Here is a 15,306-nt window from a genome sequence, read left to right on the forward strand (position 1 = left end):
GGCATTCAAGGGAGAACCAGAAATGGCACGCGTATTGGACGGCATGTATATCGGCGGCGGCTGGACCGCCAAGTCACAGACCTTTGCGGACTACAACCCGTCGGACGGGTCGATCTGGGCGAATGTTCCCGATGCCTCCGTCGAGGACACCCGCCGCGCGATCGAAGCCGCGCATGAGGCGTTCGGCGAGTGGTCCGAGATGCCCTTCACCAAGCGCTCGCATCTTCTGATCAAGGCTGGCGAGATCTTCGAGAAGCGCCGCCAGGAAATCGCCGAGGCGGTGATGGCCGAGGGCGGCGGCTGGTTCGGCAAGGCGATGTTCGAGACCGGATACACCGCTGAACTCTTCCCGGCTGCGGCTGCCGCGAACTACGGCTCGATCGGCGACGTGCTGCCGTCGGAATACGGCAAGATGTCGATGGCTGTGCGCCGGCCGATGGGTGTCGTTTCGGTCATCAGCCCGTGGAACTTCCCGCTGATCCTGACCGGCCGCGGCTTCCTGTTCCCGCTGGTCGCCGGCAACACGATCGTGCTCAAGCCGTCGGAAGACACGCCCTATATCGGCGGCCTTCTCTGGGCGGAGATCTTCGAGGAAGCGGGCCTGCCGAAGGGCGTCCTCAATGTCGTGACCTGCTCGCGTGAAAGCGTTGCCGCTGTCGGCGACGAACTGATCGAAAACCCGCTGGTCAAGGGCGTCTCCTTCACCGGGTCCACCGCCGTCGGTCGGCTGATCGCGGCCAAGGCCGGCGCCCATCTGAAGAAATGCTGCGTGGAGCTCGGCGGCAAGAACTCAATGATCGTCTGCGATGACGCCGACATGGAACGCGCCGTCCAGGCCGCCAATTTTGGCGCCTTCATGCATCAGGGCCAGATCTGCATGTCGGTCGAACGGGTGATCGTGCACGAGAAGGTCTATGACAAGTTTGTCGAGAACTTCATTCCGCGCGTGAAGAAACTGACGGTCGGCGAGACCGGCAACAAGGACAACATCCTCGGCCCGGTGATCAACGATCGTGCGGCCGAGCGAATTGCGCGCCATTTCGACGACGCCAAGGCCAAGGGTGCGACGGTCCTCGCCGGTGGCGACGTCAACGGCCGCTTCATCACGCCGACGGTGTTCGCCAACGTCACGCCCGACATGCTGCTCTATCAGGAGGAAAGCTTCGGACCGGTCTGCTCCGTGTTCAAGGTTTCCAGCGACGAGGAAGCCGTGCGTCTGGCCAATGACAGCGAATACGGCCTGACGGCCGGCGTCATGTCGGAAGACGAGGGCAGGGCGCTTGCCATCGTCAACAAGCTGGACACGGGCAATTGCCACGTCAACTGCTCGCCGGTGAATGACGAGCCGCATGTGCCGTTCGGCGGCTTCAAGGCTTCCGGCCTGGGCAAGCATGGCGGAAAATGGTCGATGGAGACATTCACTGAGACGCGCTGGATCACGCTCGATCGCGGTGGCCGGCCGTTCCCGCCGGTCTTCTGATCCGGCACACACTCAAAGAAAAAGCGCGCTGGCGTCATGCCAGCGCGCTTTTTTGTTGCCTCGTTTTCCGCCTCAGTTCGGCAGGACGCGAACATCCAACAGGGCCGTACGGCGGTTCTCGCGCACGACGCGCAAAGCCTGCTCGATCACTTTCGGCAACTCTGCCGGATCGGTCACTTTTCTGGCCCAGGCGCGGCTGGCGGCGGCGATGTTGGTGAAGTCGGGTGACGGCTTCAGCGCGGTCAGCGGCATCTCGTTGGCGCGCGAGGCGAAGCCGCTCGGATAGAGGTCCGTCACCGAGGCGCGCACCGCGCCCCATTCCTCGTTGTTGAGGATGATGATCAGCACCGGCAGTTCCAGCGCCTCGGCGATCTGGTGGCAGGCCGTCGGGTTGGAAAACATGTAGGAGCCGTCGCCCATCGTCGCGACGCAGACGCGGTCCGGTTCTGCCAGTTGCGCGCCCAGCGCGGTCGGGAAGCTCCAGCCGAGGCCGCCGGAATGCGGCTCCTGGAACCAGGACTTGTGATCCTCTCGCGCAATGAAGCCGAGCATCGTCCCGAGCTCGGAGAAGACGCTGGACTTGATGCCCTTGAGCGCCTCGCCAAGGCAGCGGCTGACATGAGCCTTGGTGATCCCGCGCGACGTGTCGGCGGCGGCTTCGGCGAGCGTCGCGCGATTTTCCGCCGAGGCTTTGGCGAGTTGCGCGCGCCGGGCGGCGAGGGCGTTCTCGTCCCGGTACAAAGGCCGCATCGCCTCGATGAGCGCCGGCACCGTCAACGCCGTTTCGCCGGCGATCGTGATGTCGGAGCGGAAATTGCGCACCGGGTAACGGCTGAAGACCGGGTCGGGGCCGATATTGATGACCTTCGCACCGTCGGCGAGATGGTGTTTGTCCGGCCACCAGGGAGCGAGGCAGTTGAGGACGACGACGACATCGGCCTTTTCCATCCACGGGCCAGGGTTGCCTCCGACATGGCAGGGATGCTCGGTGGAAATCGAGAGATGCGTCGCCCACCAAGAGGAGACGGCAATACCCCACGACTCGGCCCAGTTCGCGAAAGCGGCGAAGCTCGCCTCGTCGCCGGTGCCGCGCTGGGCGATGACCAGCGGGTTCTTCGCCTCCGCCAGCCAGCGTGCAGCGGTTTCGATGTCACGCGGATTGGGCGCGCCGGTGACCGGCTGGATTGTCGAGGGGGCTTCCAGCCCTTCGCGCGGCGTCGCCTCGCACAGCACTTCACGCGGCAGCGACAGGTAGACGGGGCCTTTCGGCGTGGAATTGGCGATCGCATATGCGCGATCCATCAGGCCGGCGATCTGCTCGGGGAACTTCAACTCGTAGTCCCATTTGCACGCTTCGCGCACGAGCGCGGTCTGGTCGCGCATCTCCTGGCCCCAGCCGATCGGCACGGTGCGCGCGCCGAAGCGGTCGCCTTCCATGACCGGGGTACGCCCCGACATCAGAAACATCGGAATCTGCTCGCAGGCGGCGTTGATCGCGCCCGTCGCGCCGTTGGAGAGGCCGACATTGGTGTGCAGCATGACCGCCTGGGCCTTGCCGCTCATCAGGTAGTAGCCATGCGCCATGCCGAGCGCGGCATGCTCATGCGGGATGACTATCGGCGTCGGCAGGTCGATATTCTTGGCGGCGGCCTCCGCCAGACCCTCGATGATCGGCGGAAAGTCGGTACCGGAATTGGCGAAGACATAGTCCACCCCCAGCGCCTTCAGTCGCGTGAAGATGGCGCCGCCTGCGGTGATGTCATCGGAAGCGGTGTGTTTCATTGCTTGTCTCCCCCATTTTCTTGTCAGCCGCTCAAGAGTCTTGGCAGCCAGAGCGTGATTGCCGGGAATGCCACGAGAACGGCCACCCGGATAAGTTCCGCCAGGAAGAATGGCATGACACCCTTAAAAGTTTCACTCATGGGCGTGTCTTTTGCCAAAGCGGAGATGACAAAAACATTCATGCCGACCGGTGGCGTGATCAGCCCCAGTTCGACGACGATCAACGCCAGAATGCCGAACCAGACCTTGAGCTCTTCCGTGCTCATGCCGAAGCCGGCGCCTTCCGCACCCTGATAGATGCCGCCGTTGAGCTCCATCAGCACGGGCCAGAAGAAGGGGATGACCAGCAGTATCATCGACAGGCTGTCCATCAGGCAGCCGAGCAGGATCAGCGCGAACAGCAGCAGGATGAGGACGATCATGGGCTCGAAGCCGGACGACACCATCCATTCGGCCGCGACCTGCGGCACGCCGGCGCGCGACATGAAGATCTTAAGCATCTCCGCGCCAAGCAGGATCAGGTAGATCATGCCTGTCGTCTGTGCGGTCTCGAAGAGCGAGTCCTTCATTCCGCGCAGGTCGAGCCTGCCGCGCACGACCGCGTAGAGCCAGACGAGGAACACGCCGACGGCGGCCGCCGGGGTGGGGTTATAGAGGCCCGCATAGATGCCGCCGATCACCATCAGAAAGATGAGGAGAACGGGGATGACGCCAACGGTCGCGGCGACGAATTCCTCGCGGTTGCTCGTCCCGCCACGCGGTCCCGCATTCGGCCAGATGCTCACATAGATCGCGATCGTCAACAGGAAGAGCAGCACGGCCAGGATGCCGGGGATCAGCGCCGCCATGAACATGGTGACGATGTTGGCTTCCACGATGATGGCGTAGATGATCAGGACGACGGAGGGCGGGATCAGGATGCCCAGCACGCCGCCCGCGGCAAGCGTGCCCGTAGCGAGCGAGCCGGCATAGTTGTAGCGCTTGAGCTCGGGCAGGGCGACCTTGCCCATCGTTGACGCGGTCGCCAGTGACGAGCCACAGACGGCGCCGAAGATCGCGCAGGCGGAAATCGCGGCCATCGCCGTGCCGCCCCGCAGCCAACCGAGCCAGGCATTGGCGGCGCGGAACATGTCCTGACTGAGCCCGGCGCGCGTCGCCAGCGCGCCCATGAAGACGAACATCGGCACTACGGACAGGTCGAAGATGGAGAACTGGCCGTAGGCCAGCGTCTTCAGCTGGCTCATGAAGATGGCGCTGCCGTTGAGCAGCGTCACGCCGACGCCGCCGACCAGGATCATCGCATAGGCGATCGGCATGCGGATGGCGATCAGAACGATCAGGACGGCGAGACCGGCCAGACCTATCAGAAGCGCGTCGGCCATGGCTCAGGCTTTCCTCAGCGAATTGGTGTTCTCGATCAGGGTGATCAGCGCCGCGACCGCGAGGAGGGCGAGCGAGATCAGGATCGGGACGAAGGCAATCCAGTGCGGGAACTGCAGGATCGCGGTCGTGTAGCCATAAGCCTTCTGGTCAAGCATGCCGTAATACATGCGCCACAGAAGCAGCAGGCTGAAAAGGAGCGCGACGAGCGACGCGAGGACGCCGAAGAAGGCGACCAGGCGGACGGGCGCGCGGCTGGTGAAGATGTCGGCGGTCACGTTGGCGCCGACCAACTGGCAATAGGGCAGGAACGCGAAGGCTGCGACGGCGACGCCGACCTCCGTCATTTCGAAGTCGCCCGGGAAAGGCTTCCAGACGACGCCGCCGATCACCGAGGCGACGTTGATCAGGACGACGAGCGACAGCGCCAGGCCTCCGAAGAAGGCCCATAGCGTGATCGCAGTGCGGGCGAGGCCGTCAAGCCCCGCCCGCTCTTGTGACGTTGTCGCAGTCATTACATGCTGCTGTGCTTGGCGATGCCGGCGCGCGCCTTCTCGACGAGGCCAGCGCCGTCAATGCCCTGGCTGGTAACTTCGTCGACCCAGCGCTGCACGACCGGTTCGAGAGCGGCGTCGAAGGCAGCGGTTTCTTCCTCGGTGAGCGTGATGTGCTCATTGCCGGAATCGACGGCCATCTTGATGCCGAACTCGTCGGATGCGCGCCAGATGTCGCCGACCTGCGCCCACCAATCCGGACCGGAAGCGTCCTTGAAGGCCTTCTTGATGTCGTCCGGCAGGCCGTCCCAGCGCGCCTTGTTCATCGAGACCTGGAAGGTGGTGGTGCCAAGGCGAGCCTTGTCATAGCCTTCGATCTGATACTTGGTCTGCTCATGGATCTTCAGCGGCGGGATGATTTCCCACGGGATCAGAGCGCCGTCGACCACACCCTTGGACAGGGCCTGCGGCAGCTCCGGAACCGGCATGGCGGTCGGCGCGGCGCCAAGCGCCTCGATGACCCAGGCGCCGGTGCGCGTCGGGATGCGGAGCTTGGTTCCGGCGACGTCTTCCGGCGTGCGGACGAGCTTGTCGCGCATGTGGAGAGCCTGACCGGCGTGAACGTGGAGGAACATGACCTCGACGCCCTTGTACTCTTCCTTCAGGTCGTCCTCGAACATGTCGTAGAGGGCGAGGTTGGCTGCCTTCGGGTCGTTCTTGAAGACGGTCGGAAGTTCGAAGACCTCCGTGCGCGGGAACAGGCCCGGCGTGTAGCCGTTCACCGTCCAGATCAGATCAACGACGCCGTCACGAACTTGCTGGACCAGCTCCGGCGGGCGGCCGCCGAGCGACATGGCCGGATAGATCTCGATCTTGACGCGGCCGCCGGAGTTTTCCTCGACCTGCTTCGCCCAGGGCTCGAGCATCTGGGTCTGCGCAGGCGCCTTGGCGCCGAGCAGGTGATGGAGCTTGAAGGTGAATTCCTGCGCCGACGCCAGCGACGTGCCGGCGAGCGCCATGGCCGCGCCGAGAACGGCCGCGCCCGCGAATTTCAATGCTTTCATGGTTACCTCCTCATGACAATTTCTGTGACATGGCCTCCAGGCCCGATGGACACGACCGCACACGATCGTGCCGCTCTCGCCTCCCAACGGAGCCTCTCCGTCTATTTCAAACGCTTTTTCGGCCGGTTGTCACCACATTCGCCGCCCGACTAAACCAAAGTCTGCGGTCAGAGCCTTCTAGCGCATATCGACCTGCAAAAACTTGGGAAAAGAATGCAAAAAAATCCGTGGCGCCTGTGCGAATTGTCGTGCATTTCTCTCATAATGTGAGAATGTTGCGGAATTGCGTGAATGCTGACAATGATGCATGTCCGGCGTGGCATCCGTCGGGGAATGCATTATGAGGAATGCGCGCGTCGAGCGCGAGCCAAACCGGGAAGGTTAAGCCATGAATGAGCGCCAATTTGTCGTCACGCTGACTTGCGAGGACCGTCCGGGCATCGTCGCGGCGGTCACGACCGAACTTGCCGCCATCGGCGCGAACATCGCCGAATCCAACCAGTTCTGGGACCGCCAGACCAACCGTTTCTTCCTGCGCATCGCGTTCACCGCGCCGGACGGCGTGGACCGAGACGCCGTCGAGCGGGCTCTCAAGCCGGCGTCGGACCGGTTCTCCATCAAGATGACGATCGCCGATCTCGAGCGGCGGCCGAAGATCATCATCATGGTCTCCAAGTTCGACCACGCGATGCTGCACCTGCTGTACCAGATCCGTGTCGGCTGGCTTCCGGCGGAGGTGGTCGCGATCGTCTCAAACCACGAGGACTCGCGCCGTACCGCCGAGATCGAGGGCATTCCGTATCACTGCTGGAAGGTGACGAAGGACAACAAGGCGGAGCAGGAGGAGCAACTCCTGGCGCTGGTCAAGGAGACCGGCGCGGAGCTCGTCATCCTGGCGCGTTACATGCAGGTGCTGTCGAACGAGCTGTCGAACCGGCTGTTTGGTGCGGTGATCAACATCCACCACTCCTTCCTGCCGAGCTTCAAGGGCGCCAAGCCCTATCATCAGGCGTTCGAGCGCGGCGTCAAGCTGATCGGCGCGACGGCCCATTACGTAACGCCGGATCTCGACGAGGGGCCGATCATCGAGCAGGAGACGGAGCGCGTCGGCCACGCGATGACGGCGGACGATTTCGTCGCCGCCGGCCGTGACATCGAGAGCCGCGTCCTGGCTCGCGCGGTGAAGATGCATCTGGAGCGCCGTGTCATGCTGAACGGCCACAAGACGGTCGTCTTCGCGAAGTGACCGGCGGCGTCAGCGGTCGGATGTCCGCCAGCGCGGATTGATCCAGGGCTCGGCGTTCTCGGGCGCGAGCGGCGTGCGGCCGAGGATGTGGTCGGACGCCTTTTCCCCGACGAGGATCGAAGGCCCGTTCAGATTGCCGTTGGTGATGCGCGGGAAGATCGAGGAGTCTGCGACGCGCAGGCCCTCAACGCCGATCACGCGGCATTCCGGATCGACGACGGCAAGCGGATCGTCCGCCCGGCCCATGCGGGCGCTGCCGCAGGGGTGGTAGGCGCTCTCGACATGTTCGCGAATGAAATCGTCGAGTTCGGCGTTGCTCTGAACGGATACGCCGGGCTGGATTTCCTTGCCGCGGTAGGGTTCGAAGGCGGCCTGGCCGAAGATCTCGCGAGTCAGCCGGATGCAGTGGCGGAAATCGGCCCAGTCCTGTTCGTGACTCATATAGTTGAACAGGATCTTCGGCGCCGCCTTCGGGTCCGACGAACTGAGCGTGACACTACCGCGCGATGGCGAGCGCATCGGGCCGACATGCGCCTGGAAACCGTGGCCCTCGGCCGCCGCCTTGCCGTCGTAACGCACCGCGATCGGCAGGAAATGATACTGTATGTCCGGGTAGTCCACGCCGGGTTTCGACCGCAGGAAGGCGGCGCTCTCGAACTGGTTGGAGGCGCCGACGCCGGTCTTCGTGAAGAGCCACTGCGCGCCGACGAAGGCCTTCCCGAAAAGGTTCCAGTATGAGTAGAGCGTGATCGGCTGGGTGCAGGCCTGCTGGATGTAGAGTTCCAGATGGTCCTGCAGGTTCTGGCCGACACCGGGCCGGTCGGCGACAAGGCCGATCCCATGCTCGCCAAGATGGGCGGCCGGGCCGACGCCCGACAGCATCAGGATCTTGGGCGTGTTGATCGAGGAGGCGGCCAGGATCACTTCGCGCCGGGCGAAGAGCGTCTCGACGTGGCCGCCGCGGTCGATCTCGACGCCGGTCGCGCGGTTTCCCTCGAAGGTGACGCGGCGGGCGAAGCCGCGCACGAGGGTGCAGTTCTCCCGCTTCAGCGCCGGCTTCAGATAGGCATTGGCGGTCGACCAGCGGCGGCCCTGCCAGACCGTCTGCTCCATCGGGCCGAAGCCTTCCTGCTTTTCGCCATTGTAGTCGTCGGTAAGTTCGAAGCCTGCCTGCTTGCCCGCCTCGACAAAGGCCGCGTGGAGGGGGTTGTCGCGCTTGCCGCGCGTCACATGCAGCGGGCCGGACGTCCCGCGCCAGGCCGGATCGCCGCCATGGCCGCCATCGTGCCAGTTCTCCAGTCGCTTGAAATAGGGCAGCACGTCCGCATAGGCCCATCCTGTCGCGCCGGTTTCGGCCCAGTGGTCGTAGTCGCGGGCGTGGCCGCGCACATAGACCATGCCGTTGATGGAGGACGAGCCGCCGATGACATGGCCGCGCGGGGTCGCCAGGCGCCGGCCGCCCAGATGCGGCTCGGGTTCGGACTGGAAGCCCCAGTCATAGCGTTTCATGTTCATCGGATAGGACAGGGCGCCCGGCATCTGGATGAAGGGCCCGACATCGGTGCCGCCGGCCTCCACGACGATGACGGAATGCCTGCCGTCCTCGGAAAGGCGGTGCGCCATGGCCGATCCGGCCGAGCCGGAACCGATGATGATGAAATCCGCTTGCATGGCCGTCTCGTTCAATAGGGGCTTTCGACGGGGCCGAGGCCGACATAGACGCTCTTGACCTGGCTGTAGGCTTCGATCGCCGCCGCCGCGTTCTCGCGGCCGAAACCGGAGGCCTTCACGCCGCCGAAGGGCATGCCTGCGGGGGTGAGGTTGTAGGCGTTGATCCAACAGGTGCCGGCCTGCAGCCGGGCGACGGCGCGGTGGGCGCGGGTGATGTCTGCGGTGAAGACACCGGCAGCCAAGCCGAATTCGGTGGCGTTGGCGCGGGCGATTACTTCGTCCTCGTCGTCGAAATCGAGGACCGACATGACCGGCCCGAAGATCTCCTCGCGCGCGATCGTCATGTCGTCCGTGACGCCGGTGAACACCGCCGGCTCGAGGAAGAAGCCGTTGTCGAAGCCCTGGATCGAGGGAATGCCGCCGCCGATCTCCAGCGTCGCGCCTTCCTGTCGGCCGCGTTCGACATAGCCCATGACCTTGTCGCGCTGCGCCGCCGAAACGAGCGGCCCCATCTGCACGGCCTCGTCCATCGGATCGCCGATGACGATGGAGCGGGTGCGCTCGACCAGCCGTTCGACGAAGCGGTCGCGAATGGCGCGGTGCACGAAGACACGGGTGCCGTTGGAGCAGATCTGGCCGGTTGAATAGAAATTGCCGAGCATGGCGCCGCCGATGGCGCTTTCGATGTCGGCGTCCTCGAAGACGATGAGGGGCGATTTGCCGCCGAGTTCCATCGTCACGTGGCGCAGGCCTTCCGCCGCGCTGGAATAGACCTTGCGGCCGGTCGGCACGGAGCCCGTCAGAGACACCTTGGCGACGCGCGGATCGGTGGTCAGCTTCGCGCCGACGTCGCCATAGCCCTGCACGACGTTGAAGAGGCCCGCAGGCGCGCCGGCCTCGATGAGGATTTCCGCCAATTTCAGCGCGGAGAGGGGCGTCATCTCCGACGGCTTGAAGATCATCGCATTGCCGCAGGCCAGCGCCGGCGCGGCCTTCCAGCAGGCGATCTGGATCGGGTAGTTCCACGCGCCGATGCCCAGGCAGACGCCCAGCGGCTCGCGGCGCGTATAGGCGAAGTCGCCGCCAAGCTCGACGGTCTGGCCGCCGATCGTCGGTGCGAGGCCGCCGAAATACTCCAATGCGTCGGCGCCTGACATCGCGTCGGCGACGAGCGTCTCCTGGAGCGGCTTGCCGGTGTCGTGGGTTTCGAGTTCGGAGAGCGCGCGGTTGCGATCGCGGATGATGTCGGCGGCGCGACGCAGGACGCGGCCGCGCTCGGTCGGAGACAGGGCGGCCCATTCGCCCTGCGCGCGCTGGGCCGTCTGGAGTGCCTTTTCGACTGCGGCGTCGGTGGCCGAGTGAAGCGTGGCGATCGTTTCGCCTGTCGCCGGATAGATGACCTCGATCGGCTTGCCGGCGGCATCCTCGACCGGCGCACCGTCGATGAAGTGGCTGGCGGCGGGTTGTGTTTGCATCTACGAGACCCTCAATTCTTCATATGACACCATGACATGCTCCTGGAAGGCAGGCCGGGCTGTCAGTTTGACATAGTAGCGATCGAGCGCCGGTCGCGGCGTCCGATCGATATCGATGTCGAAATAGCGATACAGCACGTGGCCGAACTGGATGTCGGCCAGCGTGAAATCGTCCCCGGCAAGGAAGGGGTGGGAGGCAAGGCGCGTTTCGGCGATGTCGAGGAACCTGCCGAGTTCGCGAAGGGCCCTGACGATCGCGGCAGGGTCGCGGTCCTTCGGTGCGGTTCTGACGACGCGCCAGAAGACCGGTCCGGTGAACTTGATCGCGACGTTGATCTTCGACCACTCGGTCCATTTGTCGATATGCGCGCGCGCCGCCAGATCGTCGGGCCAGAAGGGCGGGGCGCCGTAGCGGTTGGCGACGTATCGAAGGATCGCGCCGGTCTCCCACAGAAAGTCGCCGTCGCCGTCCTTCAGAACGGGCACGGTGCCGTTCGGGTTCATGGCCAGGAATTCCGGAGTGTCGTTGCCGCCGTAGGTGTGCCCCACGTCATGGCGCTCATAGGCGAGACCAAGCTCGCCGATGGCCCACATCAGCGCCTGCACGTTTGAGGAGGATTTGCGGCCCCAAACGGTCAGCATCTCAATCTCCCCTCGGGAAGCGCTGGCTCTCCTCCAGCACGTTCAGATCCATGTGGTTGCGCATGTAGCGTTCGGACGCCTTCTGCAGCGGCTGGTAGTCCCATGGATAGTAGCTGCCGTTGCGCAGCGCCTCGTAGACGACCCAGCGCCGTGCCTGGCTCTGGCGTATCTCGGCGTCATAGGCCGTCATGTCCCAGAACTGGCCGGCCAGCCGCGCAAATTCCGAAGCCGTTTCAAGATGTTCCGGCGCATGGGCGAGGTTGTTCATCTCGTGCGGGTCGGCCGAAAGGTCAAAGAGCTGCGGATCGTCCAATTCGCAATGGGTGTATTTCCAGTTGCCGCGGCGGATGCAGACGAGCGGCGCGTAGGATCCTTCGGCGGCATATTCGATGCGCACCGGTTCCGTGCGCTTCTCGCCGGCCATGGCAGGGACGAGCGACTGGCCATCCGTCCAGGGCGCGATTTCGGTGATGTCGATGCCCGCGAGGTCGCAGAGTGTCGGCGTGACGTCCATCGTGCTCACCGGTTCGATGACGCGGGACGGGACGACGTTCGGCGCGGCGATCATCAGCGGGACGCGCGCCGAGCCCTCGAAGAAGCTCATCTTGAACCAGAGGCCGCGTTCGCCGAGCATGTCGCCGTGGTCTGACACGAACAGGACGATCGTGTTGTCGGCCTGCCGCGAGGATTCCAGCGCTTCCAGGATCTCGCCGATCTTGTCGTCGATGTAGGAGATGTTGGCGAAATAGGCGCGGCGGGAGCGGCGGATGTTATCCGTGGTGATGTCGAAGTTGCGCCAGTCATTGGCGTCGAAAAGCCGCTTGGAATGGGAGTCCTGCTCCTCGTAGGGGATGGCCGGCACGACCGGTTCCAGGTGCTCGCAATCCTCGTAGAGGTCCCAGTATTTCTTCCGCGCGACATAGGGGTCGTGCGGGTGGGTGAAGGACACCGTCAGCATCCAGGGCCGCTCGTCCTTGCCGCGCGACAGGTCATAGACCTTGCGGACGGCGTGGTAGGCGACCTCGTCGTCATACTCGAGCTGGTTGGTGATCTCGGCGACGCCGGCGCCCGTGACGGACCCCATGTTGTGATACCACCAGTCGATGCGCTCGCCGGGCTTGCGGTAGTCCGGCGTCCAGCCGAAATCGGCCGGATAGACGTCCGTGGTCAGGCGCTCCTCGAAACCATGCAACTGGTCGGGGCCGACGAAATGCATCTTGCCGGACAGGCATGTCTGGTAGCCGGCGCGGCGCAAATGATGCGCATAGGTCGGGATGTCGGAGGCGAATTCCGCTGCGTTGTCATAGACCCGCGTGCGGCGCGGCAACTGGCCGGCCATGAAGCTCGCCCGTCCCGGCGCGCAGAGCGGTGAGCCCGTGTAGGCGTTGGCGAAGCGAACGGAGCGTTCTGCCAGTCTGCGCAGGTTCGGGACGTGCAGCCAGTCGGCGGGGCCGTCGGGAAACAGCGTCCCGTTCAACTGGTCGACCATCAGGATCAGGATGTTGGGCGCGGTCGTCACGACTGACTTTCTTTCTCCAGGCACATTTCGAGATATTCGCAGACGAGCTTCTTCATGTCCTCGCGGTCGGGCACATGCTCCTGCAGGGCATGGCGGATGTAGAAGCCGTCGATCATCGAGGAGAGGCCTTGCGCGATGCGCCGGGCCGCGGTCTCGCCGACGAGTTGGCGCAGGTTGAAGACGAGGTTGCTGTCCAGGCGGCGCGCATAGACCCTCAGCAGGCGGCCGGCTTCGGGCGATTTCTGCGCCAGAACGTAGAAGGCGAGCCAGGCCGCGACGATCTCGCGGTCGAACTGGTCCGGACCGAAACTGGCCGCGATGATCGCCTGGACCCGTTCCACCGGACCGCCGGCGGTCGACAGGCGGGCGCGCACGTCATTGCCGAAATCGCTCAGGATGCGTCGCATCGCCGCCAGGAAGATCTGGTCCTTGGAGCCGAAATAGTGGTGAGCGAGGGCGGAGGACACTCCGGCGCGTCGTGCGATCGCGCTGACGGTGACTTCCAGCGATCCCGTCGAGCCGATCTCCTGGATGGCCGCATCGACAAGGGCGCTTCTTCGGACAGCTTCCATGCCGATCCTGGGCATAGCATTCTCCAATCGTCGCTTGCCAATTATCCCTAGTTGTTTTTTAATTGATCCGTCAATCAAGAAAATCCGCATCCGCCGGATAAGCCAACAGGAGAGACTATATGACCCTCTGCAAGTCCACCCTGACGACGATCGCCGCGCTTGCGGCGAGCACGAGCCTAGCCTTTGCCCAGTGCGATGAAGTGGTGTTTTCGGATGTGGGCTGGACCGACATTACCGCCACGACCGCTGCGACCAAAACGGTTTTGGAAGCGCTCGGATATGACGTGGACGTCAAGGTTCTGTCGGTGCCGGTCACCTACGCCTCGATGAAATCGGGCGACATCGACATCTTCCTCGGCAACTGGATGCCGACCATGGAAGGCGACATCGCGCCTTATCGCGAGGACGGAAGCGTGGAGACGGTTCGCGAGAACCTCGAAGGCGCGAAATACACGCTGGCGGTCAACAAGGCCGCTGCGGACATGGGCATCGCCGACTTCGCCGACATTGCCGCCCACAAGGACGAACTGGAAGGCAAGATCTACGGGATCGAGCCGGGCAATGACGGCAACCGCCTGATCATGGACATGATCTCGTCTGACGCCTTCGGTCTCGACGGTTTCGAGGTCGTGGAGAGCTCCGAGCAGGGCATGCTCGCCCAGGTGGGCCGCGCCAGCAAGCGCGACGAGCCGATCGTCTTCCTGGGATGGGAGCCGCATCCGATGAACGCCAATTTCGAGATGTCCTACCTGACGGGTGGCGACGAGTATTTCGGTCCCGATCTCGGCGGTGCGACGGTCTATACCAACACCCGTGCCGGCTATTCCGAGGAGTGCCCGAACATCGGTGCGCTGCTGTCGAACCTGAAGTTCTCGTTGCAGATGGAAAACGAGATCATGGGCGCCATCCTCAATGACGGCGAGGATCCCGACGATGCAGCCGCGGCGTGGCTGAAGGCCAATCCCACCGTTCTCGACGGCTGGCTCGACGGCGTGACGACCGAGGACGGTGGAGACGCCATGGCCGCCGTCAAGGCCGAACTCGGCCTTTGATCGATAGAGGCGGCCGCGCCTTGTCTTCGCGGCCGCCCCGCTGCATCCTGCGGCGATTGACCTCCAGGCAGAGGGGACGGGCGCGTTGGAGTGGTTGACCGAGACCAAGATACCCGTGGGCAAGACCGCGAAAGCGGTGTTCGACTGGCTTCAGGATCATGCCGGCTGGTTCTTCGACGGGCTGGCGCAGGCGATGGAGGTGCTGATCGAGGCGCTGCTCTGGATCCTGCAAACGCCGCCACCCATCGTCGTCGTACTGGTCATCGTCGCCGGAACGTTCGCGTTGCGGCGTAGCTGGAAGACGCCGCTCTTCGTCCTGCTCGGCTTCCTGTTCATCCTGAACCAGGGCTACTGGGAAGAGACGACGGAGAGCCTGACGCTGGTGCTGTCGGCCTGCGTCGTCTGCATGGCGGTCGGCGTGCCGATCGGCATCGCCGCGGCGCACAGGCCGCGCCTCTACCAGGTCATGCGCCCGATCCTGGACCTGATGCAGACCCTGCCAACCTTCGTCTATCTGATCCCCGCCATCGTGTTCTTCGGCATCGGCATGGTGCCGGGGCTGATCGCCACCGTCATCTTCGTCGTGCCCGCGCCCATTCGCCTGACGCATCTCGGCGTCTCGTCCACGCCCGGCTCCCTGCTGGAGGCCGCGGACGCCTTTGGCGCGACGCCTTCGCAGAGACTGTGGAAGGTGGAGTTGCCCTATGCCTTGCCGCAGATCATGACCGGCCTCAACCAGACGATCATGCTGTCGCTTTCGATGGTGGTCATCGCGGCGCTGGTGGGCGCGGACGGACTGGGGGTGCCCGTGGTGCGCGCGCTCAACTCGGTCAACACCGCGCTTGGCTTCGAAAGCGGCTTCATCATCGTGGTTCTGGCGATCATGCTCGACCGGATGCTCCGCATCGACGGGGAGGACGGGTGATCCG

General features: G+C 64.3%; 13 protein-coding genes. 4 read left to right on the forward strand and 9 right to left on the reverse strand.

The genetic code is table 11. The features are described from left to right. Nucleotides 1-22 precede the first annotated feature (22 nt). Nucleotides 23-1,480 carry an aldehyde dehydrogenase family protein gene (locus tag MRY80_RS02400; protein ID WP_293287562.1) on the forward strand — a complete coding sequence of 486 codons (1,458 nt, stop codon included), beginning with the start codon at nt 23-25 and terminating at the stop codon, nt 1,478-1,480. 72 nt (nt 1,481-1,552) lie between these two features. On the opposite strand, the gene MRY80_RS02405 is transcribed toward MRY80_RS02400, so the two are convergent. The 4 genes from MRY80_RS02405 to MRY80_RS02420 are packed head-to-tail and all read right to left on the reverse strand — an operon-like array spanning nt 1,553 to nt 6,200. Further along, nucleotides 1,553-3,262, reverse strand: coding sequence for a thiamine pyrophosphate-requiring protein (locus tag MRY80_RS02405; RefSeq protein WP_293287564.1), 1,710 nt, complete (start codon nt 3,260-3,262; stop codon nt 1,553-1,555). Between the two features lie 23 nt (nt 3,263-3,285). Further along, the gene (locus MRY80_RS02410; protein WP_293287567.1) at nt 3,286-4,644 is read right to left on the reverse strand and encodes a TRAP transporter large permease; all 1,359 of its coding nucleotides are present in this window, start codon (nt 4,642-4,644) and stop codon (nt 3,286-3,288) included. A 3-nt stretch (nt 4,645-4,647) separates the two neighbouring features. Next, nucleotides 4,648-5,157, reverse strand: coding sequence for a TRAP transporter small permease subunit (locus tag MRY80_RS02415; protein WP_293287571.1), 510 nt, complete (start codon nt 5,155-5,157; stop codon nt 4,648-4,650). Next, complete coding sequence (locus MRY80_RS02420; RefSeq protein ID WP_293287574.1) at nt 5,157-6,200, reverse strand: TRAP transporter substrate-binding protein; 1,044 nt, start codon at nt 6,198-6,200, stop codon at nt 5,157-5,159. The genes MRY80_RS02415 and MRY80_RS02420 overlap by 1 nt, the downstream gene beginning before the upstream one ends. A gap of 388 nt (nt 6,201-6,588) precedes the next feature. On the opposite strand from MRY80_RS02420, the gene purU reads away from it, so the two are divergent. Beyond that, complete coding sequence (gene purU, locus MRY80_RS02425) at nt 6,589-7,446, forward strand: formyltetrahydrofolate deformylase (RefSeq protein ID WP_293287577.1); 858 nt, start codon at nt 6,589-6,591, stop codon at nt 7,444-7,446. A 9-nt stretch (nt 7,447-7,455) separates the two neighbouring features. Here the strand turns inward: purU and betA are convergent, their stop codons facing one another. The 5 genes from betA to betI are packed head-to-tail and all read right to left on the reverse strand — an operon-like array spanning nt 7,456 to nt 13,340. Continuing rightward, a complete protein-coding gene (gene betA, locus MRY80_RS02430) occupies nt 7,456-9,117 on the reverse strand; it encodes a choline dehydrogenase (RefSeq protein WP_293287579.1) in 1,662 nt (553 codons plus the stop codon). An 11-nt stretch (nt 9,118-9,128) separates the two neighbouring features. Next, nucleotides 9,129-10,592 (reverse strand): betaine-aldehyde dehydrogenase, encoded by a 1,464-nt coding sequence (gene betB, locus MRY80_RS02435; RefSeq protein WP_293287581.1) that lies wholly within the window; start codon nt 10,590-10,592, stop codon nt 9,129-9,131. After that, complete coding sequence (locus MRY80_RS02440) at nt 10,593-11,234, reverse strand: glutathione S-transferase family protein (protein ID WP_293287583.1); 642 nt, start codon at nt 11,232-11,234, stop codon at nt 10,593-10,595. It abuts the gene before it with no gap. Nucleotide 11,235: 1 nt separating this feature from the next. Beyond that, nucleotides 11,236-12,753 (reverse strand): choline-sulfatase, encoded by a 1,518-nt coding sequence (gene betC, locus MRY80_RS02445; RefSeq protein ID WP_293287585.1) that lies wholly within the window; start codon nt 12,751-12,753, stop codon nt 11,236-11,238. Beyond that, nucleotides 12,750-13,340 carry a transcriptional regulator BetI gene (gene betI / locus MRY80_RS02450; RefSeq protein WP_293287588.1) on the reverse strand — a complete coding sequence of 197 codons (591 nt, stop codon included), beginning with the start codon at nt 13,338-13,340 and terminating at the stop codon, nt 12,750-12,752. The genes betC and betI overlap by 4 nt, the downstream gene beginning before the upstream one ends. A 104-nt stretch (nt 13,341-13,444) precedes the next feature. Here betI and MRY80_RS02455 point away from each other — a divergent pair, with 104 nt between their 5' ends. Both MRY80_RS02455 and choW read left to right on the forward strand, forming a co-directional pair. Beyond that, nucleotides 13,445-14,377 (forward strand): choline ABC transporter substrate-binding protein, encoded by a 933-nt coding sequence (locus MRY80_RS02455; RefSeq protein ID WP_293287591.1) that lies wholly within the window; start codon nt 13,445-13,447, stop codon nt 14,375-14,377. 85 nt (nt 14,378-14,462) lie between these two features. Next, complete coding sequence (choW, locus tag MRY80_RS02460) at nt 14,463-15,302, forward strand: choline ABC transporter permease subunit (RefSeq protein ID WP_293287593.1); 840 nt, start codon at nt 14,463-14,465, stop codon at nt 15,300-15,302. Nucleotides 15,303-15,306: the final 4 nt, after the last annotated feature.

Source organism: Oricola sp., from assembly GCF_022763245.1.
GTDB lineage: Bacteria > Pseudomonadota > Alphaproteobacteria > Rhizobiales > Rhizobiaceae > Oricola.